The 26,287-nt window shown below is 38.2% G+C and carries 32 protein-coding genes; 22 read left to right on the top strand and 10 right to left on the bottom strand.

Annotated features, from left to right (window positions below; translation table 11 throughout):
• Nucleotides 1-11 precede the first annotated feature (11 nt).
• Both Q2T41_RS00630 and Q2T41_RS00625 read right to left on the bottom strand, forming a co-directional pair.
• Nucleotides 12-341, bottom strand: coding sequence for a translation initiation factor (locus Q2T41_RS00630; protein ID WP_304434234.1), 330 nt, complete (start codon nucleotides 339-341; stop codon nucleotides 12-14).
• A gap of 2 nt (nucleotides 342-343) precedes the next feature.
• Nucleotides 344-1,294 carry an isopenicillin N synthase family dioxygenase gene (locus Q2T41_RS00625; RefSeq protein WP_304434232.1) on the bottom strand — a complete coding sequence of 317 codons (951 nt, stop codon included), beginning with the start codon at nucleotides 1,292-1,294 and terminating at the stop codon, nucleotides 344-346.
• Nucleotides 1,295-1,415: 121 nt separating this feature from the next.
• Between Q2T41_RS00625 and Q2T41_RS00620 the strand changes: the two genes are divergently transcribed.
• The 10 genes from Q2T41_RS00620 to Q2T41_RS00575 all read left to right on the top strand — a co-directional run bounded on the left by Q2T41_RS00620 (nucleotide 1,416) and on the right by Q2T41_RS00575 (nucleotide 10,560).
• On the top strand, nucleotides 1,416-3,392 hold the full coding sequence (locus tag Q2T41_RS00620) for an alpha-ketoacid dehydrogenase subunit alpha/beta (RefSeq protein ID WP_304434231.1): 1,977 nt from the start codon (nucleotides 1,416-1,418) through the stop codon (nucleotides 3,390-3,392).
• A gap of 152 nt (nucleotides 3,393-3,544) precedes the next feature.
• Nucleotides 3,545-4,042 carry a lipocalin family protein gene (locus Q2T41_RS00615; protein ID WP_304434229.1) on the top strand — a complete coding sequence of 166 codons (498 nt, stop codon included), beginning with the start codon at nucleotides 3,545-3,547 and terminating at the stop codon, nucleotides 4,040-4,042.
• Between the two features lie 19 nt (nucleotides 4,043-4,061).
• Nucleotides 4,062-4,745, top strand: coding sequence for a YiaD family glycine zipper/OmpA-like lipoprotein (locus Q2T41_RS00610; protein WP_379921833.1), 684 nt, complete (start codon nucleotides 4,062-4,064; stop codon nucleotides 4,743-4,745).
• Nucleotides 4,746-4,827: 82 nt separating this feature from the next.
• Entirely contained in the window at nucleotides 4,828-5,949 is a 1,122-nt protein-coding gene (locus Q2T41_RS00605; RefSeq protein ID WP_304434225.1) for an NAD(P)/FAD-dependent oxidoreductase, read from the top strand.
• Nucleotides 5,949-6,656 carry a methyltransferase domain-containing protein gene (locus tag Q2T41_RS00600; RefSeq protein WP_304434223.1) on the top strand — a complete coding sequence of 236 codons (708 nt, stop codon included), beginning with the start codon at nucleotides 5,949-5,951 and terminating at the stop codon, nucleotides 6,654-6,656. The genes Q2T41_RS00605 and Q2T41_RS00600 overlap by 1 nt, the downstream gene beginning before the upstream one ends.
• Nucleotides 6,657-6,677: 21 nt before the next feature.
• Complete coding sequence (locus tag Q2T41_RS00595) at nucleotides 6,678-7,733, top strand: type III polyketide synthase (protein ID WP_304434221.1); 1,056 nt, start codon at nucleotides 6,678-6,680, stop codon at nucleotides 7,731-7,733.
• Nucleotides 7,734-7,739: 6 nt separating this feature from the next.
• Nucleotides 7,740-8,537, top strand: a complete 798-nt coding sequence (locus tag Q2T41_RS00590) for an SDR family oxidoreductase (protein WP_304434220.1) — start codon at nucleotides 7,740-7,742, stop codon at nucleotides 8,535-8,537.
• A gap of 16 nt (nucleotides 8,538-8,553) precedes the next feature.
• Nucleotides 8,554-9,006, top strand: a complete 453-nt coding sequence (locus Q2T41_RS00585) for a 3-hydroxyacyl-ACP dehydratase FabZ family protein (protein ID WP_304434218.1) — start codon at nucleotides 8,554-8,556, stop codon at nucleotides 9,004-9,006.
• Nucleotides 8,999-10,279 (top strand): beta-ketoacyl-[acyl-carrier-protein] synthase family protein, encoded by a 1,281-nt coding sequence (locus Q2T41_RS00580; protein WP_304434216.1) that lies wholly within the window; start codon nucleotides 8,999-9,001, stop codon nucleotides 10,277-10,279. Before Q2T41_RS00585 ends, Q2T41_RS00580 begins: the two co-directional genes overlap by 8 nt.
• A 26-nt stretch (nucleotides 10,280-10,305) precedes the next feature.
• Nucleotides 10,306-10,560: an acyl carrier protein gene (locus Q2T41_RS00575; protein WP_304434214.1), complete on the top strand. Its 255-nt coding sequence runs from the start codon at nucleotides 10,306-10,308 to the stop codon at nucleotides 10,558-10,560.
• Between the two features lie 51 nt (nucleotides 10,561-10,611).
• Here the strand turns inward: Q2T41_RS00575 and Q2T41_RS00570 are convergent, their stop codons facing one another.
• Nucleotides 10,612-11,556, bottom strand: a complete 945-nt coding sequence (locus Q2T41_RS00570; RefSeq protein WP_304434212.1) for a TerC family protein — start codon at nucleotides 11,554-11,556, stop codon at nucleotides 10,612-10,614.
• 174 nt (nucleotides 11,557-11,730) lie between these two features.
• Here Q2T41_RS00570 and Q2T41_RS00565 point away from each other — a divergent pair, with 174 nt between their 5' ends.
• Together Q2T41_RS00565 and Q2T41_RS00560 are read left to right on the top strand one after the other, a co-directional pair.
• Complete coding sequence (locus tag Q2T41_RS00565) at nucleotides 11,731-12,339, top strand: nitroreductase family protein (RefSeq protein ID WP_304434210.1); 609 nt, start codon at nucleotides 11,731-11,733, stop codon at nucleotides 12,337-12,339.
• A gap of 188 nt (nucleotides 12,340-12,527) precedes the next feature.
• Nucleotides 12,528-12,881 carry a hypothetical protein gene (locus tag Q2T41_RS00560; protein WP_304434208.1) on the top strand — a complete coding sequence of 118 codons (354 nt, stop codon included), beginning with the start codon at nucleotides 12,528-12,530 and terminating at the stop codon, nucleotides 12,879-12,881.
• 6 nt (nucleotides 12,882-12,887) lie between these two features.
• On the opposite strand, the gene Q2T41_RS00555 is transcribed toward Q2T41_RS00560, so the two are convergent.
• The gene (locus Q2T41_RS00555) at nucleotides 12,888-13,190 is read right to left on the bottom strand and encodes an HPF/RaiA family ribosome-associated protein (protein WP_089260611.1); all 303 of its coding nucleotides are present in this window, start codon (nucleotides 13,188-13,190) and stop codon (nucleotides 12,888-12,890) included.
• A 230-nt stretch (nucleotides 13,191-13,420) separates the two neighbouring features.
• On the opposite strand from Q2T41_RS00555, the gene Q2T41_RS00550 reads away from it, so the two are divergent.
• The 3 genes from Q2T41_RS00550 to Q2T41_RS00540 all read left to right on the top strand — a co-directional run bounded on the left by Q2T41_RS00550 (nucleotide 13,421) and on the right by Q2T41_RS00540 (nucleotide 14,802).
• Nucleotides 13,421-13,735, top strand: coding sequence for a hypothetical protein (locus Q2T41_RS00550; RefSeq protein ID WP_304434205.1), 315 nt, complete (start codon nucleotides 13,421-13,423; stop codon nucleotides 13,733-13,735).
• 115 nt (nucleotides 13,736-13,850) lie between these two features.
• Entirely contained in the window at nucleotides 13,851-14,174 is a 324-nt protein-coding gene (locus Q2T41_RS00545) for a hypothetical protein (protein WP_304434203.1), read from the top strand.
• 76 nt (nucleotides 14,175-14,250) lie between these two features.
• A complete protein-coding gene (locus tag Q2T41_RS00540; RefSeq protein ID WP_304434201.1) occupies nucleotides 14,251-14,802 on the top strand; it encodes a DUF4251 domain-containing protein in 552 nt (183 codons plus the stop codon).
• A gap of 28 nt (nucleotides 14,803-14,830) precedes the next feature.
• Here Q2T41_RS00540 and Q2T41_RS00535 read toward each other — a convergent pair whose 3' ends face one another.
• Entirely contained in the window at nucleotides 14,831-15,865 is a 1,035-nt protein-coding gene (locus tag Q2T41_RS00535; protein WP_304434200.1) for a TolB family protein, read from the bottom strand.
• A 59-nt stretch (nucleotides 15,866-15,924) separates the two neighbouring features.
• Nucleotides 15,925-16,341, bottom strand: a complete 417-nt coding sequence (locus Q2T41_RS00530; RefSeq protein WP_304434198.1) for a hypothetical protein — start codon at nucleotides 16,339-16,341, stop codon at nucleotides 15,925-15,927.
• Between the two features lies 1 nt (nucleotide 16,342).
• Between Q2T41_RS00530 and Q2T41_RS00525 the strand changes: the two genes are divergently transcribed.
• From Q2T41_RS00525 to Q2T41_RS00495, 7 genes are all read left to right on the top strand, one after another.
• Entirely contained in the window at nucleotides 16,343-16,480 is a 138-nt protein-coding gene (locus Q2T41_RS00525) for a hypothetical protein (protein WP_304434196.1), read from the top strand.
• A gap of 130 nt (nucleotides 16,481-16,610) precedes the next feature.
• The gene (locus tag Q2T41_RS00520) at nucleotides 16,611-17,039 is read left to right on the top strand and encodes an FKBP-type peptidyl-prolyl cis-trans isomerase (protein ID WP_304434194.1); all 429 of its coding nucleotides are present in this window, start codon (nucleotides 16,611-16,613) and stop codon (nucleotides 17,037-17,039) included.
• Between the two features lie 127 nt (nucleotides 17,040-17,166).
• On the top strand, nucleotides 17,167-18,093 hold the full coding sequence (locus Q2T41_RS00515) for a 3-keto-disaccharide hydrolase (RefSeq protein WP_304434192.1): 927 nt from the start codon (nucleotides 17,167-17,169) through the stop codon (nucleotides 18,091-18,093).
• Nucleotides 18,078-18,617, top strand: a complete 540-nt coding sequence (locus Q2T41_RS00510; RefSeq protein WP_304434190.1) for a TlpA family protein disulfide reductase — start codon at nucleotides 18,078-18,080, stop codon at nucleotides 18,615-18,617. The genes Q2T41_RS00515 and Q2T41_RS00510 overlap by 16 nt, the downstream gene beginning before the upstream one ends.
• Nucleotides 18,572-19,858, top strand: a complete 1,287-nt coding sequence (locus Q2T41_RS00505) for a hypothetical protein (protein ID WP_304434188.1) — start codon at nucleotides 18,572-18,574, stop codon at nucleotides 19,856-19,858. Before Q2T41_RS00510 ends, Q2T41_RS00505 begins: the two co-directional genes overlap by 46 nt.
• Nucleotides 19,859-19,936: 78 nt before the next feature.
• A complete protein-coding gene (locus Q2T41_RS00500; protein WP_089260296.1) occupies nucleotides 19,937-20,413 on the top strand; it encodes a nucleoside deaminase in 477 nt (158 codons plus the stop codon).
• A gap of 126 nt (nucleotides 20,414-20,539) precedes the next feature.
• Entirely contained in the window at nucleotides 20,540-20,734 is a 195-nt protein-coding gene (locus tag Q2T41_RS00495) for a cold-shock protein (RefSeq protein ID WP_089260297.1), read from the top strand.
• A 748-nt stretch (nucleotides 20,735-21,482) separates the two neighbouring features.
• On the opposite strand, the gene Q2T41_RS00490 is transcribed toward Q2T41_RS00495, so the two are convergent.
• The 4 genes from Q2T41_RS00490 to Q2T41_RS00475 form a co-directional block, all read right to left on the bottom strand.
• A complete protein-coding gene (locus Q2T41_RS00490; protein WP_304434185.1) occupies nucleotides 21,483-22,097 on the bottom strand; it encodes a hypothetical protein in 615 nt (204 codons plus the stop codon).
• A 328-nt stretch (nucleotides 22,098-22,425) separates the two neighbouring features.
• A complete protein-coding gene (locus Q2T41_RS00485) occupies nucleotides 22,426-23,031 on the bottom strand; it encodes a hypothetical protein (RefSeq protein WP_304434184.1) in 606 nt (201 codons plus the stop codon).
• Nucleotides 23,028-24,584, bottom strand: a complete 1,557-nt coding sequence (locus Q2T41_RS00480) for an AAA family ATPase (RefSeq protein ID WP_304434182.1) — start codon at nucleotides 24,582-24,584, stop codon at nucleotides 23,028-23,030. Before Q2T41_RS00480 ends, Q2T41_RS00485 begins: the two co-directional genes overlap by 4 nt.
• A gap of 116 nt (nucleotides 24,585-24,700) precedes the next feature.
• Nucleotides 24,701-26,278, bottom strand: a complete 1,578-nt coding sequence (locus Q2T41_RS00475; RefSeq protein ID WP_304434180.1) for an argonaute/piwi family protein — start codon at nucleotides 26,276-26,278, stop codon at nucleotides 24,701-24,703.
• Nucleotides 26,279-26,287: the final 9 nt, after the last annotated feature.

Below are 26,287 nucleotides of genomic sequence, written 5' to 3'. Positions count from 1 at the left end.
AACTATAAAAATTATCCTCCTACGCGTTTTACCTTAAAGCCTTTCTCTTTTAAAATGTCCATGATCTTTACCCGGTAATCTCCCTGGATAATGATTTTGTCATCCTTAAAACTACCGCCTACGCTCAACGTTTTTTTGATATCCTTGGCCAATTTTTTAAAATCTTCCGTTGCACCGGTATATCCTTCCAAAATGGTAATTGGCTTGCCTTTACGCTTTTCGTATTTACAAATTATGGGCTCATCCTGTAACCAGATATGGTCCTGTGGTTCTTTTTCAACAGGAATATCTTGGGATTCATGATCGGGAAAAAGATTTTTAAGCTGGTCTTGTAAGTCCATTGTTACTTCTTTATCAATCCTAATTCAATCAAACGCTCATGTAAAAATTCGCCCGCAGTAATGTCGGAATAAAGTTTTGGATGATTTTCATCAACACAATTATCTAAACAGTTCAATGACATTTCGCTAACCGGATGCATAAAGAATGGTACGGAATATCTAGAAGTGCCCCAAAGTTCCTTAGGTGGGTTTACCACTTGGTGTATGGTAGAAAGCAACCGGTTATTGGTCAATCTAGAAAGCATATCACCTACATTGATCATTAATTCGTCCGGCTTTGCAATGGCATCTACCCATTCGCCCTCATGGTTCTTTACTTGTAGACCTTTACCATGTGCCCCCATTAAAAGGGTAATTAAATTGATATCACCATGTGCCGCCGCTCTTACCGCATTTTTAGGTTCCGTGGTAATAGGAGGATAATGAATGGGGCGTAATATGGAATTTCCGTTTTTAATGAAATCATCAAAATAATATTCATCCAAATCTAAGTGTAGGGCCAGGGCACGCAAAACATATTTTGCGGTTTTTTCAAGCATTTTATAGGTCTCTTTTCCAACTTCATTAAATTTGGGTAGCTCTTTGACCAATACATTGTCCGGATATTCCTTTTCCAATTTAGGGTCGTTCTCCACATACTGTCCAAAATGCCAAAACTCCTTTAAGTCTCCTTCCTTTCTGCCTTTTGCATGTTCCTTTCCAAAGGATGTGTAACCTCGTTGGCCACCAATACCTTCTATTTCGTATGAATCTTTAACATCTTGGGGCAGATTAAAGAATTTTTTAATTTCGTCATACAAGGAATCAACCAGTTCGTCCGATAGAAAATGACCGCTCAGCGCAACAAAGCCTATTTCTTCAAATGCCTTACCGATCTCATTTATAAATTTTTGTTTTCTTTTTGGGTCCTCCGAAAGAAAATCAGATAAATCAACACTAGGTACCAAGCTCATAATTTTATGATATTTATGTAAAATTAATAATAATTGCCGATTTATAAGCTGTGTTATAAATGTTAGTTGCTGTAGGCATTTTTGTTACATTTATATTTTATAATACTTACAATACCAGTTGATGGACTATAAACAATTTAAGGTTGATAAGGATATTCAGATAAAACTCTTTAAATCAATGCTGTTGCCCAGAATGATTGAAGAGAAAATGTTGATTTTATTACGTCAGGGTAAAATATCAAAATGGTTCAGTGGTATAGGTCAGGAAGCTATTTCTGTAGGTGTGGCCAGTGCACTAAATGATGATGAGTACATTTTGCCCATGCATAGAAATCTTGGTATTTTTACGACAAGGAATATTCCTTTGCACCGCTTGTTTGCACAATGGCAGGGTAAAGCCAGTGGTTTTACACAAGGGCGGGACAGAAGTTTTCATTTTGGAACCCAAGAATATAGGATTATAGGGATGATATCACATTTGGGTCCGCAATTAGGTGTGGCAGACGGTATTGCCCTTGCCCATAAACTGCGTAATGAAAAAATGGTAACTGCGGTTTTTACGGGAGAAGGGGCCACGAGCGAAGGTGATTTTCACGAAGCGTTGAATGTGGCTTCCGTGTGGGATTTACCGGTTTTGTTCTGTATTGAAAATAATGGATACGGACTTTCCACGCCTACCAATGAACAGTTTAAGTGTGAGAATTTGGCCGATAAGGGTATTGGCTATGGTATGGAGTCCCATATAATAGATGGCAATAATATCCTTGAGGTGTATACTAGGGTTAGGACTTTGGCCCAAGATATGCGTAATCGTCCTAGACCCGTATTATTGGAATTTAAAACCTTTCGTATGCGGGGGCATGAGGAAGCCAGTGGAACCAAATATGTTCCACAAGAATTAATGGATACTTGGGCCGTTAAAGACCCGCTTGATAATTTTAAGCAATTTTTACTGAAGCATGATATAGTCAACAAGGAGTCTATTGAAGAATTTCAAAAAGATATACAGGACAAAATAGACTCACATTTGCAAATGGCATTTAATGAAGATGCAATTGTACCTAATGAAAGTAAAGAATTAAGTGAGCTATATAAAATATTTGAATTTAAATTAATTGAACCCTCAATACATACAAAAAGTATCCGCTTGGTAGACGCCATATCTCAAGGATTAAAGCAGTCAATGCAAAGGTTTGACAATTTGGTTATCATGGGTCAGGATGTGGCGGACTATGGAGGTGTATTTAAGATAACGGAAGGCTTTATCAACGATTTTGGAAAGGAACGTGTGCGTAATACGCCCATATGTGAATCGGCTATAGTTTCCGCGGCAATGGGCTTGTCCATAAACGGTATGAAAGCGGTCATGGAAATGCAATTTGCAGATTTTGCAAGTACGGGTTTTAATCCCATTGTCAACTATTTGGCCAAAAGTTATTATCGATGGGGGGAACATGCGGATGTAGTAATCCGTATGCCATGTGGTGGAGGGGTAGCCGCCGGTCCGTTCCATTCACAGACCAACGAGGCCTGGTTTACAAAGACCCCGGGACTTAAAGTAGTGTATCCGGCTTTTCCCTATGATGCAAAGGGTTTATTGGCCACGGCCATTGAAGACCCAAATCCGGTGTTGTTCTTTGAGCATAAAGGGTTGTACAGAAGTAGCTATCAAGAAGTACCAGTAGATTACTATACGCTACCATTTGGCAAGGCAAGTTTGATTAGGGAAGGTGCATCCATTACTGTAGTTACCTATGGGGCAGGGGTTCATTGGGCATTGGAAACGTTGGATAAATTAGGGATAGATTCAGCAGATGTGCTTGATTTGCGTACCCTGCAACCGTTAGATATAGATGCCGTATACAGTTCAGTACGGAAAACAGGTAAGCTGATCATTCTTCAGGAAGATAGTTTGTTTGGTGGTATTGCTAGTGATATTTCCGCCTTGGTCATGGAACATTGCTTTGAATATATGGATGGCCCCATAAAAAGGGTAGGTAGTTTGGAAACTCCTATTCCTTTTAATGCCGCTTTGGAAGCACAGTATTTGCCAAAAGACAGATTTGCCGTTATACTTCAAGAATTAATAGCTTACTAGGATACACGTTAACATCTTTTTTTTTAGAGCCAAAAGATATGCGGGTAATCAGTCATCTTTGCAATGTCTTGAGGTAATTTATAAAGATTGCCCATCCAAAAAGTAAGACATAACGTATATACGTTTTAACCTTAACCTAAATACATTTATTTATGAAGAAATTAGTTTGGCTAGTCAGTATCGTTCTTTTAGTGTCGTCTTGTTCCATCTCAAAGGATGCACGAGCTAAAAGAAACTTGTTGAGCGGTACCTGGACTTTGGATAATGTTGCTTTTGAAGGAAACACCGGTAATGTAAAAGCTGTACTGTTCAATGATGTGGAGGATATCTGCTTAGAAGGTAGCGAGTGGTTCTTTCGTGATAATAATAGTACCGGAAGATATACTATTAGTCCGTCAACACTGTGTAATGGCGGTGACCGCTATATTAGATGGTCTGTGGTAGAAAGAGAGGAAAATTATAGCAGTCAGCTACAATTTAAATTCATCAATGAAAAAAATCAGGATATATCGGGCGGTGCAGGATATCGATTGACTATTGATACCCTTACAGATTATGCAATGGTATTAAAATCCAACGTTATGGTAGACGGTTCACCTGTGAACGTGGTCTATGAATTCAGTAAAAATAATAACCTACTTAATAATTAAAATTAAATATATGAAAACAATGATATTACGTAAGACCAGCTATATTCTTGCACTGGCAATGGTAATGAGCTGTAGTACGGTAAAAAATGCAAATAAAACGCAAAAAGGTGCAGTTATAGGGGCCACTGGTGGTGCCGTAATTGGCGGAGTGTTGGGCAATAACGTAGGTAGTGGAAATAATACGGCCCTTGGTGCAATATTGGGTGCTGCCATTGGTGGAGCCGCTGGTGGATATATTGGTAACAGAATGGATCGTCAGGCAGAACGTATTGAGGAGGAAATACCTGGTGCGGAAGTAAAAAGGGTTGGAGAAGGTATCAATGTAACCTTTAATGAAGATGCAGGGGTATATTTTGATACCAATAAATCTAACGTACAAGGAACATCGGCCGCAACTTTGGATAAATTGGCGAACATTTTTAAGGAATATCCAAAATCCAATATTTTGGTCGAGGGACATACCGATAGTGCCGGGGCGGACGAATATAATATGAATCTGTCCAAGCAAAGGGCACAATCCGTTACCAACTACCTAGTTGCAAAAGGTATAGACGCTAGTAGGTTCGATACCAAATGGTATGGAGAGAACCAACCTGTAGGCGATAATACTACGTCTGAGGGTAAGGCAAAGAACAGACGTGTGGAATTGGCCATTGTTGCAAGTGAGGAATTAAAACAAGAGGCGAAGTCCCAAACAAACTAAGAGGCATATTTTTATGCTTTTGAATTAGAAATAAAGACCCTGCTAATAGCAGGGTTTTTTGTTTTGACGTAACTTTCCATAAGTGAAAGAACACGAAATTGTTATCATAGGTGGTGGATTGGCCGGTTTGACCGTTGCGATACATTTGGCGCAAGAAGGTATGGACGTAGCAGTTATGGAAGCCAATACATATCCGCACCACAAGGTGTGCGGGGAATATGTGTCTAAGGAAATAGCACCTTATCTGGGCAGGTTGGGTATTGATCTCCAAAATGTAGGTGCGGTAGATATAAAAAGACTTCAGCTTTCAGCCGTAAAAGGTGATTTATTGCAGACCAATTTGGACCTTGGGGGATACGGGATCAGTAGATATACCTTGGATAATTTATTGTATAAGAGGGCCAAAGCTTTAGGTGTTCATTTCTATTTTGAAAAAGTAGTTCAATGTAATTTTAGGGAAAATACCTTTATTATAACCACGAATACCAGAGCGTACACGTCCAAATTGGCTATAGGTGCCTATGGTAAACGTTCTTTATTGGACAAAAGCCTTAAACGGAATTTTAGTTTAATGAAGCACGGTTGGTTGGCGGTAAAAGGTCATTATGCCTGGAATGATTTTCCATCGGATGTTGTGGGTCTTCATAATTTTGAAGGAGGGTACGGCGGACTATCAACAACGGAGCTAGGTCACATTAACTTTTGCTATTTGGTACATTATAACAGTTTTAAGCGCTATAAGGATGTACAGGAGTTCAATAACCAAGTGGTGGCCCAGAACAAGTATTTAAAGCAATTTTTGGAAGAGGCAACTCCAATTTTTGAACAACCAATGACCATTGCCCAAATTTCATTTTCCAAAAAAGAGGTAGTTGTAGATCATATGTTAATGTGTGGCGATACGGCTGGACTAATTCATCCGTTGTGCGGTAATGGTATGGCCATGGCGGTTCATAGTGCAAAAATTGTGGCCGAGTTAATTGTGGCCTATAAAAATGATTCGGCATACGATCGCACACAATTGGAACAAGAATATATAAAAGCCTGGTCCGCAAATTTTGGAAAGCGTATATGGATGGGTAGAAAATTACAGTCTATATTAATGCACGATAAGTGGGTTTCGTTAGGAATTCGCACTATAGGAAAGTCTCCCCGTGTCTTAAATTATATTATTTCTAAAACACATGGTAAACTAGTGCATTGATGAAGGATTTTTCTAAAAGAAGTACGGAGATTGAAATTATGGATCACTATAAAGGGTCCAAAGAGTCACTACAAGCCATTTTAAACGATATCAATAGGGTAAATCGATTATTAGGAGGATACGCTATAACATTAAATGCTGTATTTCAGTTAATTGCAGAAAAAAGAAAAGAATCGTATACGATTTTGGATATGGGCTGTGCAGAGGGTACTATGCTAAGAAAACTCGCTTTGGCCGCTAGAAAGCGAAAGATTAAGGTTCAATTGATAGGGGTGGACCTCAATGCACAAAGTTTGGAATTGGCTCGGCGAAATTCGGTTGAATTTCCGGAAATTAGGTATATGCAACGTGATATTTTATCCGCGGAATTTTTACCAGCGCAATTTGATATTGTAATGACCACCTTGACCCTTCATCATTTTAACGATATGGAAATTGTTAGATTTTTAAAAAGGTTTGTTTCATTGGCTTCCATAGGTGTAGTTATTAATGATTTACAAAGAAATCCACTTGCATACTATTTGTTCAAGGTGTTTGGGCTATTTTTTATTAAGACGGAAATTGCCCAAAAGGATGGACTTTTATCTATTCTGAGGGCTTTTAAAAGAAGGGAACTAATGGGATATGCGCATCAAGTTGATGGGGCGGATCATTATATTAAATGGAAATGGGCCTTCAGGTATCTGTGGATTTTAAAAAAGAAGTAGTAGATTAGGGTAAGAATGGCTATGAATTATACAAGAATTGTTAGTGTCACCAAAGAATTGCCCAAATATTATAGGGAGACAAAAGAAATACTACCCTTAGTGGAGTTCTGGTTAAGCGGTCAGGAAGAACGTTTTACCAGAAAGGTAATTAAGATATTTGAGGGTGCGGCCGTGGATAAACGTTATTCCATAATGCCGCCCGAAGAGGTTTTTTCAGCAACCACTTTTGAGGATAAAAATAGGATTTATGTACGGGAGGTTAAACGTATGGGCGAAAATGTGCTCAGAAATGCCCTGCATAAAAGCAAATGGCAGGCAGATTCCTTGGATTATATCATTACGGTAAGTTGTACGGGTATCATGATTCCGTCTTTGGATGCTTATCTCATTAATGCGTTGGGTTTAAGAAAGGATGTCGTAAGGCTTCCGGTAACTGAAATGGGTTGTGCCGCTGGAGTGTCCGGGCTTATATATGCTCATAATTTCCTTAAATCCAATCCGGGAAAACGTATTGCATTGATATCCGTTGAAAGTCCTACCGCTACTTTTCAACTGAATGATTTTTCCATGGCCAATATGGTTAGTGCGGCCATATTTGGTGATGGTGCGGCATGTGTTCTGTTATCATCGGAGGAACATGCAGTAGGGCCCAAGATCGTAGGAGAGGAAATGTACCATTTTAAGGATGCCACCCATATGATGGGTTTTGATTTGACCAATCACGGATTAAAAATGATACTTGATCCTGCAGTACCCGAAACCATTGCCGATCATTTTGAAGATATTGTGCATCCCTTCTTAAAAAAGTATAAAACCTCTATAAACGATGTGGACCATTTGATCTTTCATCCTGGGGGCAAGAAAATCGTACAGACGGTAGAATCGCTTTTTGGAGCGTTGGGTAAGAATATAGATGATACCCGTGAAGTTTTGCGCTTATATGGCAATATGAGCAGTGCCACCGTATTATATGTATTAGAGCGTTTTTTGGAAAAGCCGATACCGGTTGGGGAGCAGGGACTAATTTTAAGTTTTGGTCCTGGGTTTTCTGCACAGCGTGTATTAATAGAATGGTAATGTATTATGGGTACAACAAACAACGACAATACGTTTTGGGCCTTAATTTTAGGCGGCAGTAGTGGCCTGGGATTTGCCACGGCCAAAAAGTTGGCCGCTCATGGTTATCATGTAATTATTATACATAGGGACAGGCGTTCGGAGCTGGAGGATATTGAAGCTTCGTTTAATATGATCAGGGCTTATGGAAATAAGTTGATTACCATGAATATAGATGCTTTTAATGCGGATAAACGCACTGCGGCCGTTATGGAAATTCAGAATCTGCTTCCTCAAGGACATTGCATCAAGGTATTGGTGCATAGTGTGGCCAAAGGTACGTTGAAACCAATGTATTCGGACCATGGGTCAACCTTGGTAAATGCGGATTTTAAGATTACGTTAGAGGCAATGGCGCTTAGCCTTTATGATTGGACCAAAGCATTATTTGCCTCAGATGTATTCGCTGCGGATACACGTATCATTTCATTTACAAGCGAGGGCAATACAAGGGCATTGCCCAATTATGGCGCAGTTTCCGTGGCAAAAGTCGCGTTGGAAGCGTTAACGAGAAATATCGCCTTGGAATTTGCACCAAAGGGAATTAAGGCCAATTGCATACAAGCGGGAGTTACCCTCACCAAATCCTTAAAAATGATACCAGGCTATGCATCCATAAAAGAACATGCCTTGGCCCGCAATCCTAATAAACGGTTGACAACACCGGAAGATGTGGCCAATGCAGTATATATGTTGACGCTTGATGAAGCAAAATGGATAACCGGCACGGTCATAAAGGTCGATGGAGGGGAAAGTTTACAGTAATGAATATAGCAAAAAGATGAGTGAACGATCATGGAAATGGGTACTGGAGGCCTTACCATATACTGAACCTTTTTTGTTTGTGGATGAACTTACGAATATACACGCCACGGGAGCGGAAGGTCAGTATCGTTTTCCACCGGATGCTTATTTTTATAAAGGACATTTTAAGGACCGCCCAGTTACGCCGGGGGTATTGTTGACGGAGTGCTGTGCGCAAATAGGTATAGTGTCTTTAGGAATTTTTTTATTGAAGGATGAAAAGAATTTACAGCAGCTGACCATTGGCATGAGCAGCACCGCAATGGAGTTTCTTAAGCCGGTTTTTCCGGGAGAGATTGTACGGGTAGTATCCGTACTGGAATATTTTAGGTTTCAGAAATTAAAATGTAGCGTAAAAATGTTTAATGAGGAGAATAACTTGGTTTGCAAGGGTACCATAGCGGGCATGATAGGTTTCAATAATGGGTAGGCGCGTAGTGATAACAGGTATGGGCGTTTGTGCCCCAAACGGTATAGGGTTAACCAATTTTACCCAAGCCCTTATTCAGGGCACTAGTGGAATTACGCACCGGCCACAACTTGAAAAATTAGGTTTTGGTTGTCAGGTAGCCGGTGAGCCACCGGTAAACCAGGCCATGTTGGACAACTATTTTACGCCATTGGAACTCCGGGGCTTAAACGCAACCGGAATTGTATATGGGGTCATAGCGGGTATGGATGCGTGGGCCGATGCCGGTTTGAGTAAAAATACCACGTCAATTCCAAATTGGGACCAAGGCATTATTTTTGGTACCGGTATTCTAGGGGTCGACAAGTTTAGGGAGGCCATTCATTTAATTGATGAGGGAAACGTTCGTCGGTTGGGAAGCACATCGGTCATACAGACCATGGCAAGCGGTATAAGTGCCTATTTAGGTGGATTGTTAGGGTGCGGAAATCAAGTGACGACGAATTCTGCGGCGTGTACCACAGGTACCGAAGGGGTCATCATGGCGTATGACCGCATTAGCCAAGGTAGGGCAGAACAAATTTTAACGGGTAGTTGTAGTGATAGCGGACCTTACGTTTGGGGCGGTTTTGATGCAATGCGCATACTGCCAAGGACCTATAACGATAATCCTACCCAGGCCAGTAGACCTATGAGTGCCACTGCTGGCGGATTTATACCCGGTAGTGGTGCAGGGGCATTGGTAATGGAATCGTTGGAAAGTGCCCGGAGAAGGGGTGCAAGAATATATGCAGAAGTTTTGGGTGGAGAGCTCAATAGTGGCGGACAACTGGGCGGTGGATCCATGACCGCACCAAATAGTATGGCGGTGCAGCGTTGTATCCGCAAGGCTATCTCCAATGCAGGTATTAGTGCAGCGGATATCGAAGTAGTTAACGGACATTTGACGGCGACATCCAAAGATGCGTTGGAAATAGAAAATTGGAGCAAGGCTTTGGGGCGTTCTGGCAAGGATTTTCCGTATATTAATTCTTTTAAGGGAACGGTTGGTCATTGTTTGGCAGCCGCCGGAAGCATAGAATGTGTGGCAAGTATATTGCAGTTTCAAGAAAATACTATTTTTAAGAATATAAACTGTGATGATCTGCATCCGGACATTGAATCTATTATTAGTGAACAATGTGTTCCTCGGGAACCAATTTCTTATAATGCATCAATTATTGCAAAGGCAAGTTTTGGCTTTGGAGATGTTAATGCTTGTGTCATTTTCAAATCCTACAAATCGGATTCATAAACCAATCGGTATTAAAATTAGTATTTATGGAAAGGGATGAAAAATATCAAACTTTAAAAAATATTGTAAAAGTATATTTACCTGAAGATGTGGATGTTGCCGATATTAAGCAAAATAGTCACTTTATGGAAAACCTGAACATTAATTCGGCCAATTTAGTGGATATTGTATTGGATGTGGAAGATGCTTTTGATATCAGGTTAGAGAATGAGGATATGGATCAGATGCAAACGGTAAATGATGCATTGGCCATTATAGATGCAAAACTATCGCAAAAATAAGTTGTTATCAATAGCTGCATCAATACTTCATAACCTTAATCAGATTACTGATTATGGTGTTGTTTTCTCCTTGATCAGTACCGAGGCTAAAATACCAGATACCAATGAAATTGAAATAACCGCTAAGGATACCCATTCCGGTAGTTCAATGTAATGCGAAAAGAGCATTTTAAGTCCAACAAATGCTAAGATCACCACCAGGCTATAGTTAATGTACCTAAACTTTTCAAGCATTCTTGAAATTAGAAAATACATAGACCTTAGGCCTAATATTGCTAAAATATTAGAGGTAAATACAATAAATGGGTCAGCGGTAATGGCCAAAATAGCAGGTATACTGTCCAGTGCAAAAAGAATGTCGGTCAGTTCAATAACGATTAGGGCTACAAATAGTGGAGTAGCAGCTTTAATGCCCATTCTTCTAATGAAAAAATCATGTCCGTGCATTTGGGTGGTCACGGGATAAATCTTTTTGATCTGTTTAAATACAAAGGAATTTTTTGGATCATAATTATCATCCTCGCCCTTGAGCATATTAAATGCAGTGTATAACAGAAAAACACCGAAAATATAGATAATCCATTCAAATTTGGTGATGAGGGCAACCCCAAAGAAAATCATCAGTGCCCTAAATACTATGGCTCCCAAAATTCCCCAAAATAGAACACGATGTTGGTACAAAGGCGGAATCTTGAAAGAACTGAAAATTACAGCTATGACAAAAACATTGTCCACGCTCAGGGACAACTCAATCAAATAACCCGTAATATATTTTAATACGGCATTGTTGGGTGTAAGTCCGGTTGGGTTTTCAATTAGTCCGGTATTGAACAACCAATAGATCACGCCGCTAAAACTTAAGGCAACGGTTACCCATATAGCTGTCCATATTCCGGCCTCCTTAGATTTTATGACATGGTCGTTCTTATGGAACACTCCAAGGTCTAAGGCTAGAAAAACAAGTACAAAGGCAATAAAAACGATCCAGACTATCATATTCAAATTTAAAAGAGGCAAAGGTACTATAAATAGTCCTTTTGAAAATTATTTTAGCAATTTCTTCACAGCTTGAGAATCAACTCAATACATTAAAAATTAATGGGATAAGATCAATCAAAATTTTCATATAAACGTACTTTTAAAATAAATTTTTAACTGTAAAAAATAAATATGGTACAGCAAGAACACATTGCAAAGGAAAAAGTTGCGGATACGGATCATGAACTGTTAAATCTACTGAAACAGCGGTATAGCCCAAGGATTTTCAGCAATCAAGAACTACGTGAAGAAGAAATGCAGACTTTATTTGAAGCTGCTAGGTGGTCTGCCAGTTCGAATAATTGGCAACCATGGCGATTTATATATGCGCATAAAGGATCGGATACCTATGATAAAATAGCGGAATGTTTGGGAGAGTTCAATCAGTCATGGGCTACCAATGCTCCGGTACTTATGCTATCCGCCTATAAGAAAACCAATCCGGAGGGTAAGGAAAATTTTCATGCCCTGCACGATTTGGGAATGTGTTTGGGGACCATGGCCATACAAGCGGAACATATGGGCATAGCAATGCACCATATGGCAGGTCTGGATTGGAAAAAAGCCCAAAACATATTTAATGTGCCAGAGGAGTATCATATTACGACAGGAATTGCCATTGGTTATTACGGTGGAACGTTAAGCGATTTACCGGAGAAATTGCAAGAGGCAGAAAAAGCCAAACGTAAACGTAAGCCCCAAGAGGAATTTGCTTTTAAAAATGAATGGAGAACCATATAAAGTTATGGTTACATTCGCACTTAAAAAAATTAAATAGACTTACAACTTAAGTTTAAAAATTACCGACAAAATCGTGGATTAGAAGTATGGACGAAATGTAAACTTTTTTCGATAAAGAGATAAGTTTATAGTAGAATATTGGGGTTTGTATATTATGTATTAATTTTCTCTTAGAACACGTTATTGACATGAAAAATATTACCCTATTTGGGGTTGTCGTTGTAGGATTTTTTGTAGGAATTCATACAACGCAGGCTCAAGACACCGTAATGGTGAAATCTTACGTAAAAAAACGTACGCTATTGAACCAATTTGAGTCGGATTTTGTGCTTCCGGCTTCTAAGAGAATTGCATTAAAGCAGAGTAGAATTGCGTATCAATACCACACTAAGGAAATATTGGACACCCTTGATATTTCGGACAGAAAACGAAAGCGTTTGATCGAGGAATTAAAACGCAATCCGTTTTCTGAACGAATACAAGAAGTAATAGCCAATGAACAGGAGACTAAGGAAGCAACATCTTCCGTAGCTCCGGAATAATAGTGTTTAATGCGATTGCATCTTGGCCTTACGTTTTTCCAATTGTCGTTGTAAATCTTCTACGGACGAGGCAATGGAGGCCTCAAAACTAGCGGTGGAGGATTGTGCAAACAAACGTGGCCCTGGGGCACTCAAGCGGATGTTGCATACCATACCGGTGTCTGGGGAAGAGGTGTTTTCTTTCTTAAAAAAAACATCGGATCGTACTATAAAATCGAATTTGTCCATTAATTTTTCTAATTTCTGGGCAGCCATAATCTCTAAACGATTGCTGGCTTTGACATCGTCATATTCAAAATTGATATTCATAGGTTGAAAGTTTAGTTTAAGGTACTCATTTCCGTTAATCCGTACAACTAAAAAAAACTTAAAAATAATTTTCATTTAAGTTATGAATTTCTAACCCTTTTGTTTTTAAATTGTTATCTTATAGGTGGGAAACTTAAATTTAAGTTAAAGCATGTAAAAGTCCATTTATCTTCGATCAACTTCCTTAATTTGAACTAAAATTCCCACAAACCATTTAAATCCTTTGTGCTATGGAAAATGTTCAGGACAAATCTAAATGTTTAGGAAAATTAGAACGTTGTTATAACATTCTTCAGCATATAAGAATTAAGATAGATTCATACCTATATGAGCCTTCTACCTGTGCACTTTTCGAGTCCAAGGAATATCTAAAACAAAAAATAGAGAAATTGATCGCTGCCAACGAGTCCTTATTGAATTACTTACGTGGGACCAATGAGTTAATGCCCGATCAATTTCATGATGTAAATTATCATATTCAAGCAACCTTTGAACTTGAGGATGATTTTACGGACTACACCTTAAAATCCAGTAAGAACTCTTAGTACGTTATCATTTACATTAAAGTTGAGTGGAAATCTTTGGATAAGTAAATAAACCATACATGTTCTTATTTTGAAATTTGTTAGTACTTTAGGGAAGAACCTAAATGATCAAACAATGAAAACGTTATATCGTTTTGCATTTTGCTGCTTATTATTCAGTGTAGCAACAGTACATGCGCAAACGGACAGCCTACAGAAAAAGTCATCCTGGTCCGTTGAGGAAGACGGACCTATTATGTACCAGTTTGAACCAAATTATGCAGCGGTACAATTAAAACGTAGAATGGCATTACTGCAAAAGATCAGGGCGCTGGATACTTTGGATATTTCCGAAAAAAAGAGACTTAGACTGATCAAGGCACTCTACAAGGACCTGAATTCCGAAAAGGTGCAAAAAACGATCTTAGCCGATACCCAGTTCGAGGAGGAAGAATTTTAGCATCATTTTTGTGAAGGAATCCTTAACTGGCATAATTTTAGTGGGTTATAATGCATTATCGATACTATTAAAAGCTATGGGAAGGAAAATTTTGTATTTGTTATTTTCAGCGCTTTTGTGGAATTGTTCTATAACCAAGGCACCCACAGAAGCAGAGATCAGTTCGTTGCAGGAGGTTATGCACCATCAATCCTTTGAATTCATTGCGGAATGGGCAAACCCTATGGCTACACGTAGTCTAAATAGTATTTCCAATGCAGGTCTTTTGCCTCCTGGAAGTAATGTTACCCGCATCAATCTAATGGGCAATCCTAATTATTTAAGGGTGATGGGCGATTCTGTATCCGGTAATTTGCCCTATTATGGAGAGCGACAGTTCAATGCAGGCTATGGATCCGCTACCGGTATTGAATTTGATGGTCGTGCAAAATCGTATTCAGGGGTGTATGATGCAGACAAAAGCGCATTTAAAATTCAGTTCAAGGCCAAAAACAATACCGAACAGTATACCGTTAATTTGTTGGTCTACCCAAATAGAACCGCACAAGTATCGGTCACATCATCAGACCGTTTATCCATACGTTATGAAGGTGCTATAAAGGAAATTGATAAAGATAATAATCAATAATTTAAGCTATTCTATATAAAGTTATCATTTAATAACTATCCGTATTCGTTACAAAAGCTATTTTCTTACTATCCGGAGACCAACTTGGAACATTAATAGTACCTTGTCCACCATAAATATGGGCCAAAACTTTGGGTGTTCCTCCTTTGGCGGGCATAATTCTTAACATGCAATGTTTATAGAACGGATGTTGGCTAGGGTCAATATCTTTTGGAAAGGAAATGAAGACTATCCAATTTTGATCGGGACTAATATGGGGAAACCAATTGTTATAGTCATCAAAGGTCAGTTGGGTCTGTTTTTTTCCATTGGCCTTCATACGGTACAATTGCATGGTTCCGGAACGTACGGAGTTGAAATAAATATATTTGCCTTTAGCATCAAATTCAGGTCCATCATCCAAGGTAGCAAAATCCGTCAGTTGTTCTTCCTTTCCTGATTTTACATTGATTGAAAATATGTTATAAGCGCCGTTGCGTTCGCCCGTGAACAACATTTCCTTATTATTGGGAGACCACCCGTGAAAATAGGAGGCACCGACCCCTGGTTTGGTCACAATTTTAGGTAGTGAATCCCCCTGGGTGGGCAAATAGTAAAGTGCGGATTTACCCCCGTCGTCTTGGTTATGGTTGCTTATGCCCAAGAGATTTCCGTCAAAGGTAAGTACGTGGTCATTATTGTTATGTACTGCAAATCCGGTATTTAACGGAGTTATGGTAGAAGTTTCCAACTCAAAATTATAAAGATGTCCTTTGGAATTATAAATCAATTTTTTGCCATCGACTGTCCAATTGGGAGCTTGGATAGAATGGGCGGAATGGTGGAGTATTTTTCTATGACCGCTCTCCACATCCATTAGTTCCAAATTACTGCCAATATAATCCCTATACGGGGTGTAATCTTCTGCTACGGGCTTTATAATTCTTACGTTACTAAAGGTAGCGCTCTCCAATACCTTAGGGTTGTGGGAACAGACATAGATACCTACATAAACTTCATTGTCCAACTCCATATCGGTGAGGGTCTCACTTACGAATTCCTCCCCAAATTTGGCCGTAGACATTATGTAGGTAGTTCCCCGGCGTTCCAATTGTATTATGGTGGGCGATTGTTGGTCGGACTTTAATTCTTCGGTATTCCTCCAACCGTTTTACGGTACTGTAAAGAGGTGAGTCCGTCCCCATGTGTGCTGGCGTTAACATGTCTGGAGTTGGTATCCAGGTTGTCCTTGATGATCCAACCGGCCTTACGGTGGGGGTCTTTTCCTTCACCGTTAAAATGTACGGTGGCCCTCACTATAAAATCACCTTGTATGGTGGTCCATAGGTATTGAAATTCATCAGCGCCAAACCACATATTTGTACCTGATCCTGTTAAGGTATAGGTCTGGTCCTTTGCATTGTAATTGGCGGTACCTTTGATTTTTGGGTTGCCTACGGCGGTATTTCCGTCAAAAATTCCAATAGTGTGTTGGGCTATGGTAATATTAAAGCATAGAAAAAGGCATACCCATATGCCTAAGGAGCAGTGTAGTTTCATAATGAACGTAATTTTGTTGGTTGTTAAGTTGACCTTTAAATATACGGTTTTAATTGCTTCAGAAATGGGGTATGGCCCTAAAGAAACGGTAGAGCTATGCACAACTACGTTCGTGAAATTGGGTCTAAATGGAGTGTAAATCGCTTAATACATGCTTATTTACGTTAAACTAAACCTAAAAGCCCAAGGTTTTGCGCTATAATTCTTTTTTGGCCTATGAGAACGATACCTTTGTTTCTTATAAAAGAAAATTAGTAGAATAAAACAGTATGAGCAAAGTAAAAGCAGACGACAGAGTAGTACTTCATTACACAGGAAAATTGAGTGATGGCCAAGTCTTTGATAGTTCCGTAAACAGGGAGCCTTTGGAAGTGAAATTAGGAGAAGGTAGCTTAATCCCCGGTTTTGAAAAAGGATTGTTGGATATGGCGCCCAATGAAAAAAAGACCATCGTAATTGCCAAGGAAGAAGCCTATGGCGAAAAACGCAAGGAACTTTTTCAGACCGTAAACAAATCGGATTTGCCTGAAGATTTAAAGGTAGAAGTAAATATGGCACTGATGGCCACCAATGCGGACGGTAGTGAAAAGCAACTGCGTGTTGCGGAAGTAAATGATGACAATATTGTGATAGATGCCAATCATCCATTGGCCGGTGAGGACCTTACGTTTGAGCTAGAGCTTGTAGCCATAAAATAAATAGTATTCAATTATAGGAAAACCGTTCTGAATAGGAACGGTTTTTTTTTGTTTTCAATCGTGATTTAAAGTAAGTTCGTACAGTTCTTTTACGCTTACGTAAAGGTGCTTAAGCAAGAATACATTATTGAATAACCCATTTAGAACTTCCATGAAATTGATAGCTATTTTTTCAAGTAAAAACGCCTTTAGGTCAAGTATTAAAATATTGGTGCTACCATTGGTCATCGTAGTATGCATTGCCTGTGGGGAAAAGTCCACCAATGAAGCGGAAGAGGACTGGATAGCTATTTTTGATGGCAGCAACTATGGGGACTGGACCCCTAAATTTACCGGTGCCGCCCTTGGGGTAAACTATAGGGACCGTTTTGTGTATGATGATGGACTGTTGAGTGTCAGGTATGCTAAGACCGATACGTTCAAGGGCAATTTTGGACATTTGTTTTACAAGGAAAAATTTTCGCATTATAAACTAAGGGCCACTTACAGATTTGTTGGCGATCAAATGACCGATGGTCCTGCATGGGCCTTTCGTAATAACGGACTGATGTTGCATTGTCAAGAACCGGGCACTCTAGGCCTGGACCAGGATTTTCCCATTTCGTTGGAACTGCAATTATTAGGGGGCGATGATAACCAACCGCGCACTACGGCCAATCTATGTACCCCGGGCACCAATGTGGTTTTGAACGATAGTCTATTTACGACCCATTGCGTAAACTCCGTTTCCAATACCTATCATGGGGACCAATGGGTAACCGTGGAAGTCTTGGTTTTGGGCGATTCATTGATACAGCATAAGATGGAGGATAAAGTGGTCATGGCATATAGCTCGCCCACTATTGGCGGTGGAAATATTGCCGGCTACTTGGATTCCGCCTTTAAGGAAGGAGAGGCGTTAAAGGAAGGTTACATCGCCATACAGGCAGAATCCCATCCCATAGATTTTAAACGGATAGAGGTATTGAACCTCTGTGGCTGTATGGATGAAAAGGCCAAAAATTATAAATCCTATTACATAAAACCCGATAATTCTACATGTATCTACGAATAAATTATTTTTCTACTTCCATAAAGTATCTAACATACAGTTTGCTTTGTCTGGTATTCTTGAACTGTAAGGACAACAAAGACGCAAAAACTACATCTCCCGTAAAAGCCCAACCCTTGGTGCAAGAAAAGGCCGTAACATCACTTTATGAGGATTTAGAGGGCAATGCGGTATCGTTGAAGGACTTTAAGGGAAAACGCATCCTAATGAACTATTGGGCCACCTGGTGTAGGCCCTGTATAGAGGAAATGCCCGATTTGCTGGAACTGCAATCCATCCTGGAAAAGGAAAACTATGTCTTTCTACTGGCATCGGACCAATCCGTGGAAAAGATAAAAAAGTTCAAGTTGGACAGGGGCTTTGATTTTAAGTTTATAAAATACAATGGGTCGTATCCAGAGAAGGACATTAGCGCCTTGCCCGTAACCTTGATTTATAATGAAGTAGGGGAGCAGGTAGCCCGTTTTGACGGCGGTATGTCATGGAACACCCCAGAAATGGTAGAACGGTTAACCAATATAAACTGATGCAAAAGGTAGTATATAGGTTGTCCTTGGTCCTTTTCCTGCTATGTGTAGGATGCAAAAAACAGCAGGAGCGGCCCCAAAAAAAGGAGGTGGCGCAGTTGGATCTTCAGGAAATGAAATCGCCCGCCAAGGCAATGAGCTCGCTTCCGCATATCGTATCCAATAAAGACCTGACCCTACTTTCTTGGGTAGAGGCGGTCAACGATTCGGTCTTTACCGTTAAGTATGCCCAATTGCAGGATGGGGAATGGCAAGGGGCACAGACGATCATAATGGGGAGCGATTGGTTTGTCAATTGGGCGGATTATCCAATAATCGCGGAAAACAACGGCCATTTATGGTCCCATGTGCTTAAGAAATCCAGCAAGGGTACCTATTCCTATGATATTCAGATGAACGTAAAACCCCGTAATGCACAGGAATGGACTACGGGATTAGCGTTACATACCGATGCAACCCCTACGGAACACGGTTTTGTGAGCGTTACGCCATACAAGGATGCCTTTTTCGTGAATTGGTTGGACGGTAGAAATACCATGCAAAATGAGGTAGGGGAGCGGGGGGCAATGACCTTGCGTGCGGGTGTGGTTTCCGTAGCTGGAAAATTGGTCCAGGAACAGGAATTGGATGCAAGTACGTGCGACTGCTGCCAGACCACTTCCGCCATTACCGATAACGGGCCCGTGGTGCTGTACCGTGACCGTACCGAAGATGAAGTGCGGGATATCAGCATTGTAAGACAGGTACAGGGGCAGTGGACGGCACCAAAAACCATCCATGCCGATAATTGGGTCATAAAAGGTTGTCCCGTCAACGGACCAAAAGTGTCCGCAATGGGAAATAATCTGGTCGCTGCGTGGTTTACGGCCGCACAGGAAACGCCCAGGGTACAGGTAATATTTTCCGATGATGGTGGCGAGCATTTTTCCGATCCCGTTTTAATTGCCGATGAACATGTTATGGGCAGGGTAGATGTCCTTTGGGCGGACGAGGAAACGGCCGTAGTAAGTTGGATGGAATCCGAAGCGGGAAAAGCTTTTTTTAAAGTGATGCAAGTAGATAGAAACGGAACATTGTCCACACCATGGACGATAGCCGTAATGGAAGGTTCACGCAAATCTGGATTCCCACAAATGGAAATAGAAGAGGGAACCCTATATTTTGCTTGGACCGATTATACGGATGATACCTCTAAGGTAAGAACGGCAAAAATGCTGGTAACGGCTTTGGCAACGGAATAAGGCATACTTAGTGGCGAAAAGGCACAGGTATAAATCAAGAAAATACGAAATTTGCCAGCGTTAAAAATAATAGAAGAGATGACGGAACAGGATGAATATTTTATGAAAAGAGCCATAGCTCTCGCCGCGGAAGGAATGCAATCCAATGCAGGTGGACCCTTTGGCGCAGTGGTGGTGAAAGATGGTGAGATCATTGCCGAAGGATACAATCAAGTAACCTCTACCAATGACCCCACCGCACATGCAGAAGTAGTGGCCATACGCAAGGCCTGTAAGACCTTGAACAATTTTGAATTAACGGATTGCACCATTTATACCTCGTGCGAACCCTGCCCAATGTGCTTGGGTGCCATTTATTGGACCAGGCCTAAAATGGTATTTTTTGGATGTAACCGAGAGGACGCCGCGGCCATAGATTTTGATGACCAGTTTATTTATGATGAAATTGAAAAGGATATAGACGGGCGACAGATAAAGTTTGTACAATTGGCCCGTAAGGAAGCCTTGACCGTCTTTAGGGACTGGGATGCCAAACAGGACAAAACTGCCTATTAGGCTACAATTTTCCGGCAAATAGTGATAAATACGGAGGCTGTAAGAGATAAGCTGCGTAGCCAAAACATATGTATGGCACTATAATTGAATGTAGTACATTAATTAGTAACATTTAATTAGAGTACCATGAGTAAAGGAACAGTAAAATTCTTCAACGAGACCAAAGGTTTCGGATTTATTACGGAAGAAGGTTCAACGAACGATCATTTCGTTCACATTTCAGGATTAGTAGATGAGATACGCGAAGGCGATGAAGTCGAGTTTGAGCTAATTCAAGGAAAAAAAGGATTAAACGCGGTAAACGTAACAGTTATAGATTAAGACGCTTAAACTTTTAAATGTAATGCCCGTCAGCAATGATGGGCATTTTTTTTGTTTTAGTTTGATGAATATATGGCTCAATCAGATTTTTCTGTTGGGATGAAATTTTATTTAAATAGTGGGTAATCAAAAAGTCTATTATACATACGCGAGTATTTTGAATTATCGGCGAAGATGATGCATAGGATTTAGTATGTCGGATATTGATGTAATTTTTAAAGTTTTATTATAGAAGTAATAGTAGCATTCTAAAAAGTCTATTTGACATAATATAAATTATAGTACAAATGTTATCATTTGGTTATTTATGGTAGAAGCCCATTTGATAGCTATAATGTAATATTATGTAAAATATCCCAGAAGCATTTGTTTTCATAAGAATAATTGGAACTTGGGTCATTAAACTAATAAGCGGTTTGCTTCGCAGCGTTTATTGAACATTTGTATCTATAATTAGCCGTTATGTAAAATAGCCGCTACCAATCGCTCGATTGTTATATAAAATCAAATTGCTTTGGCAATTTATTTTAAACACAATTTTCCATCGCTTGCCAACGCCAAAATAAAAGCTAACCTTTTTGCTCTTATTAAAAATCACGTATTCGAGGAAATGTGTGCAAGATTTTTTTCTACAGCATTGTCGTCAGCTTGCCGCAACAGCTAAAAATTACTCTACGAGATAATTTCTTAGCACTTGCTTACTCTCGTCTTGTTTGAAGCATTCTCTTTAGGCACTTCTAACATTATGTCAAATAGAATCTGATAAGTCTATTTTGGCATAATACTCATTCAATTCTGTTTGAACATTAAGAACCACTTCATCCCTTTCCTTTCGATATCTTTTTTCGTTAATAATTTCATTAACAGGAGTAATCTGTTCAATGTTCTTTAAATATGGGACTATCTCATTATATTCTTCACCAAAAACTCTTAAAAGAGCATTTTTAGTTACATAAACACAACCAATTAATAACTTATAGTCAAAAAGAGAATTTGGACAACTTAGTCGTCTTTTAATGCTGGTGATTGTAAGAGAATTATCCTGTTTAGGAAGCCTATGATTATGAGCAATAACTGAGTTTCTAACTAGCTTTAAATCTTTCCATTTCTTTATCCTATCTATGGCTGGTTTGGCAATTTTGCGCAACTCTAATATTCTAGGTTCTTCAGAAGAAAGTGCTCCAAGTAATTCCCATTCTTCTAAATATGAACAAGCGTTTAAAACAATTTGACTTGTTAAAGCCGAATAAACTACAGAATCAGATTTTTCTTTTAAAAGGCACTTTTTATATTCTGAAAGTAATGCTTCCAGAGTACATAATACTAATATTGAATCCTGTAATCTGCTAAAGTTTTGGTTCATTTAAAGAGGTTTATCTTTTCTTTTTTTCTTGATAAAAAAAGAAACAAAAAAATCAAGGCTTACAGATAATTTTAGAAACAATGTACGGCTCAATCGCTATATTTTAGGATCCATTGTAACTCTTAAGACTGTTTTAAGGCAAAAGTATCTTTTCAATTGTCAAGAAAAATAGTAACCAGCCCCCTATAATATAGCCGCTCCCCTCGCCTATTGTTTTGCCAAAATTCTCTTATGCCGTTCTGCCAAAGCATCGTCTGGGTAGAAACGCATTTCTTTATTTACAAAAGAATTAAAGGCTACTAGTAAGTTTTTCGTGTCACTTAAATAGTTATCTAAATTTCACAGCTCTTTTAATTCTATTTCTAATATTTATTGGCAAATTATATAGGTTTTCTAAGCGTTCTTGATTTCTTTCAATAGCCCTAGCTCTTGTTCTTTTTTCTGAATCTAATTCAAAAAGCCTAATAGATTCTCTAGCCTTATCTGAATCATTATTTACTGCAATAAGAACTTGTCTTACTCCATAATTAAATTTATAATGATATAAATGATTATCTAAATATGGATGAACAATTTTAAATTCACATTGTTCATAAACTTGATGTAATTGACTTACCGAATCATAGGTATGTTTCATACTTGATGAATTACATAATTGACAAGCTTTTGCTAGGTTATTTGGAGTATATGAAAATTGCGGGTATTTAGCCACTTCTTTTGGCGCAATATGTTCTACTTCTCCTCTTCCTGTTCTATCATATAATAAACCACAATAACAACACTTTTCATTCTGATGATTATCAAAATGCGTATTCATAGCTACTTTTAATGCCTTGATACAATTTGTTTGACTTCCCCAGTTATTTCCTGAGTTGTTTACACAAGTACTCTCTTCTAGCGAGTAATTATATGGTCTATTTAATTGATTAATCATTTGATTGAATTTAGATACTCTTCAGATTCAATAATGATTTCTTGTAAAGGGTCGTTATCTCTTTTTGGAAGCTTCTTTAGTTTTTTAATAATCGATTCAATTTTATTAGCATCTTTGATATTATTGGAAACCATTCCTAAAAGTTCAGTTAAATCAGCTTGTAAATAATAGTTCGTTGGAGATTTTACATTGAAAACATTGTACAAAACATCTTCTGAAGACCATCCATAAGTGTCTTTATTTATTTCTATTGATTTTATCATATTGTCCTCTTTTCTAAGTCCAATTATATTAGAACTTTCACCATATAAATCAGACACTAAGAAATGACTATGAGTTGCTATAATGATATGAGCAGTAACTCTATTTGTATCTTTAAATAGCTCTCTGATAAATTCGATATATCGCATCTGCCAATTTGGATGCAAGCTAATTTCAGGTTCATCTATAATAACCAAACTATTCTTTCTAGTGGACGCCATTATACCTATCATTGTTGTGAACAAATGAAATTCTCCTGAACTTGCCCTTTGCAATTCTACATTATTATCAGAAAATTTAATAACTGGATTAGATAGCAACCCAATCTTTCTTAACCAATCAATATCATATTGATGTTTTTTTAAGAAGTCTAAGTGACCATCAATTAAAAGGTCAAAATTTAAAGTTTTTGCCGAGCTTCTCTCAATTTTTTCTAATCTAGAATTTTTAACTAAAAGGTTTATAAAATCCACTAAATTGAGAAGTGCTTTTGGGTTCTTTTTTAATCTATTGAAATGTCCTAATTTATATGGTGCCTGTCTATCTTTATATTTTAACTCTATTTCCTTAAAATGAGAATCCAGTATTTCAGGTGTTAACTCACCTGTAAAGAACATTTTTGTGTTACTTGTTTTGTATTGAACTATAAAAGAACCTGAAGTTTCCATAAATTCAACAAGCTTTTTTATACCATTATTGAAATATTTTTTTTCTATGGCTCTTATAATTAAATCAACAGTTCGTCTTACATAATAGCCAGTACTAGATTGTTGAGGTCTATTTCGAATACCTAAATAATGATAAGGAGCAAATCTTAATTTTTCCTTTTCATTTCTTGGTACAAAAAATTTATCAGTCATCATAATGGACTGAGCAACTACTTGTAATGGGAAAACTTTGTAATAATTGTCTTTATTAAATGTAACTTCCTCATTACTAGAATTATATAATTTTGATTTAGGGTAGCCTTTATTTTTTCCAGTTAATGATATAAGCGTAGAGCTGATTAAATTTGAGTATTTATATTCTTTTCCCTCTAAGGAATAGTGAAGAGTATAAGAGAATTGTAAAGGTCGAAATTCTTCTTCATTAAATTGTTGGTAGAAATCTCTCCATATTTCTAATAAACAGCGTAAAATTTCACTCTTTCCTGTTCCATTTGCACCTATTATAACTGTAAAATATGGCCCTACATCGCCATCATTACTATCATAAAACTTAAAGTCATTAGATTTAAGTATATAATGATTTTTAACTTGAAGATTGATTATCCTGAACCCTTTATTTTTCATAATACCTTAAATTTCTCTCCATATTTATCTCATCATCGACAAAATCATTGCATCAATAGCTAATATATTTATGTCTAATAAATCTGGAACATCTTGGATTATCATTTCTTGTTTGGTTATATGTAGTATTTAAATTGTCGCATTTCTGATTGCCATTCAGAGGTTGCAGTTAGAATATTACCAATAAGGTCTGAAAACCTTAATGTTACGGGTAATCCATCTCCATATACGCAGGCGTTGTAGTTTAGTTTTGTTAAAGCCAAAATATCTTTCAAAACAGTTTCAATTTTTGAATTTCCTCTATTGATTTCTACGTAAAGTGGATTTGCAGTTTCAAGATGATTTGTTGAATTAGTTCTTGGTATATACCCTCTTGTAAATAAGTAGGCTGATTTTTCGTCTATATGCCAAGCCAAACCCCTCATAATTCCATAGTTATTATCTTGTCCTTCCCTATCTGTATCTTTAAAAATTTTAAGCTTCTTCCTTGCGTCCGACCTTGTATCCTTAATCAAAATACCATTTAAATTTGTTTCAGCTTTCCTTGCTTCCAAAGCATTATTAAATCCTTTCCATTCTTTGTCTTGAAACTTTACTCTTCCATGAATAAACAATTCCTTTGGATAGTATCCTTTTGATTCTTGAAAATCATCTAACGCCATTCCAAGAAGACTTTCTGCACTTATCTCGTCTAAATGATACCCTTCTGCTCTTTCACTTTTGAATAAACCAATATTTCCCCTAAATATAGAGCCGTCACCATCTTCCAAAAACATTTGTGCAGCACTACAAACGGATTGTTTATTGGACTTGTCAGGTAATTGTTTGAAAATTAAACCTAGATAGCATACATCTTTTCTAACATCATTTAACACCCATGGTTTGTTGCCTAATTTATAATATATGGCTACGGAAGTTGTCCAAGCTAAATGGGCTTTCATATCCTCTGAATACTCCTTATTTCTTAATTTATCTCTAAACCTGAGTGTGGGCTCCACAAAAACTTGTATTGGACTCTCAATTTTATTCTTCAATAGAACGGCCTTTAATAGATTATGAAAATCTGAAGAATCTTCTTTGAGCTTTTCAAGCTCTTTCAAATCTTCATCATAATCAGGGTATAAACTAAACTGACCCTCATTCAACATTGTGATTTTTTTGTCAAGCTTTTTAGAAAGCTCCTCTCCTTTTGCACCATATCTACATTTTATGTAAACATTCCTCGGAACAATAACAAACCAAATATCAACCCTCTTGTCATCTTTTTGTTTTGATTCGATTATTTTTTTTGCATAAAAATCAACTAAACTTCTTGTTCTTTTTTTCTTGTTTTTTTCTTCTAGAATAGCATTTACTTGAATTTCTAGAAGTTGTTTAGTTAAAATTGGCTTATCATCCCACTCAATGCCATAAATTGCTTCAAAACCAACAAAACTGGGCCTTTGGGCTTCAATTTGAATATCATTACCATACATTTTTTTTGATGAAATTATTGGAGATTGAAGTTTATTTACAAAATCTTTATATAACTGAATTCCTTCAGAAGTGCCTACAACTCCAGCTTTAATAGATGTTCGTGAAAACTTCTCATTCGGCCCGAATAACATTAAACCATCCCGCGGGTCTTCAGCAGCTTGATTACTGCCAAATGTCAATTTTGGTTCAGGGTAATATTTAAGTTTCTCTATATCCATAATCTGAAA

The sequence above is a fragment of the Maribacter confluentis genome (assembly GCF_030505015.1).
Taxonomy (GTDB): domain Bacteria; phylum Bacteroidota; class Bacteroidia; order Flavobacteriales; family Flavobacteriaceae; genus Maribacter; species Maribacter sedimenticola.
This window is presented reverse-complemented; position numbering and strand designations above follow the sequence as displayed.